The sequence below is a fragment of the Shewanella intestini genome, from assembly GCF_018221465.1.
Classification (GTDB): domain Bacteria; phylum Pseudomonadota; class Gammaproteobacteria; order Enterobacterales; family Shewanellaceae; genus Shewanella; species Shewanella intestini.
In genome coordinates this window covers 1-1982 of sequence record NZ_JAAIKR010000032.1, presented here as the reverse complement: position 1 = coordinate 1982, position 1982 = coordinate 1, and the positions used below count along the sequence as shown (strand labels likewise).

At 36.4% G+C, this 1982-nt stretch carries 1 tRNA gene and 1 rRNA gene; both read left to right on the top strand.

Features of this window, described 5'->3' with window-relative positions:
- Window positions 1-92 precede the first annotated feature (92 nt).
- A tRNA-Thr gene (locus tag G3R48_RS16905) sits at window positions 93-168 on the top strand.
- A 37-nt stretch (window positions 169-205) separates the two neighbouring features.
- A 5S ribosomal RNA gene (rrf, locus tag G3R48_RS16900) occupies window positions 206-321 on the top strand.
- Window positions 322-1982: the final 1661 nt, after the last annotated feature.

The following is a 1982-nucleotide window of genomic DNA, read 5'->3' as shown; positions in this document are numbered from 1 at the left end:
AAACACAGTATCGCCGATGGTAGTGTAGGGTCTCCCTATGTGAGAGTAGGTCATTTCCAGGCGCCAAATTAGTCTAATTTAGACAGAAATATGCTGATATGGCTCAGTCGGTAGAGCGCATCCTTGGTAAGGATGAGGTCCCCAGTTCGATTCTGGGTATCAGCACCATGAATTTCTAGTGTTATTGTCCTAGATACAAAATTTGTTTGGAAACCATAGAGCTGTGGTCCCACCTGAATCCATTCCGAACTCAGAAGTGAAACACAGTATCGCCGATGGTAGTGTAGGGTCTCCCTATGTGAGAGTAGGTCATTTCCAGGCGCCAAATTACTCGAAAGAGTGTGATAAGCCCATTGCTAACGCAATGGGCTTTTTTACGTCTGGGCTTTGTGAAAGTAGAATTATCTTGTCCTTTACCATTGCTCAACAAATCAAATTAGCCAATGATAACGATGGTCATTTCCAGTCGCGTTCCTTACAAAAGCAACTAGAAAGAGTGTTATAAGCCCACTGCTAACGAAGTATTTGTTGAAAAATATGGCTTTAATTAAGTTTCATTGCATTTCTTCATACCAACTTCTTTTATATAGCACATGTTGAATTGTTCAATTCCTAACTATGTTGCTATACCCAGCATATACCACTTATTTTTAATTCTGGTGAAGTTCTGCATAGGTTCATCAACTTGCTTTTCTATATTTTCTTAGGCAATCTGTTTAGAGAAGCATCCAATAATTACTAAATAGCTAGTAATCTAGCTTCATGTTGCTTTTATTGTTTCCTGATGCTGTTGGGGGGTGGCTGTAATGTACGATAAAACTTATGTTTAACCCGTTGCGATAGAACATCAACGAGCACAGAAGTAAATGTTTTCGATGTTAACTTAGTGCGTGCCTGGTACTTTAGTCTCTATATGGCCACATAGCATTATGGGTGATTAGAGTTATCATACTTATTCATATATTAATAAATGACGTTCTTTGATTTTTACTTGTGGTTTAATGATTAACTACGGGCCTGCATTGATCCTTTTATCGCTGATATTTTGTCATGTTATTTTGTAATACCCCGAACTCAAACGATTCTTAATTAGGTTATGAGGTCCATGGTAACTGCTTTCATATAAATGGATGTTAGTATTGGCGTGATAATAAAACAATTTACTTGTCACGCCAAAGCAGCTTGATATTGTTGGTGATTGTTATGCTGTGTATAACGTAATAAAGCATATAGCAATATTATTGTTTATACTCAGTACATAAAATATATAAACATAATTAAATTTTCAGAATAGGGTTGCCGATTACAATGCAAGCTGTAGATTGATTACCTGATTACCTGATTACCTGATTACCTGATTACCTGATTACCTGATTACCTGATTACCTGATTACCTGATTACCTGATTACCTGATTACCTGATTACCTGATTTGATATATCGCTAGCCGGAAGCAAACGGGTTTAAACTAATTCGATAAGATCTGTGCTTGAATGATTAAAGCATAGAATGAAACTCATCATTTTATTTACTGCCAAGATGATTAACTTGCTCAGCAGCTCATTGTCTGTCAATGCCAATTGATGACAGTAATTATTCAATTATTAATTATAAATGATTATGGCCGCTACTTATTTGAAGTATCAACGCGGTAAGTTGCGCAAATTAATAACATTACCTAACTTGTTTTCATCTAAATAGGCCGCAGAAGTCACTAATAACTTCGACATATGCTGAGTAGCAAGGTTTGAGATAGTAATGGTTTTTCACATGAATTGTGGATAAGTCTGTGTATGAGTAGTAGGTAATTTGTGTTTAATTGAGGTATAAAAATTAAATGCAAAAAACCTTAAAAAAGCCCTTGCGCCGTTCTCAAATCTGCCTATAATGCGCATCCACTGACACGGCATAGCAGCTTCTGCAACGCATTAGCAACCACCGAGTTAGCTTGATTTAAGATGGTTATTTAAGCATTTAAATCAA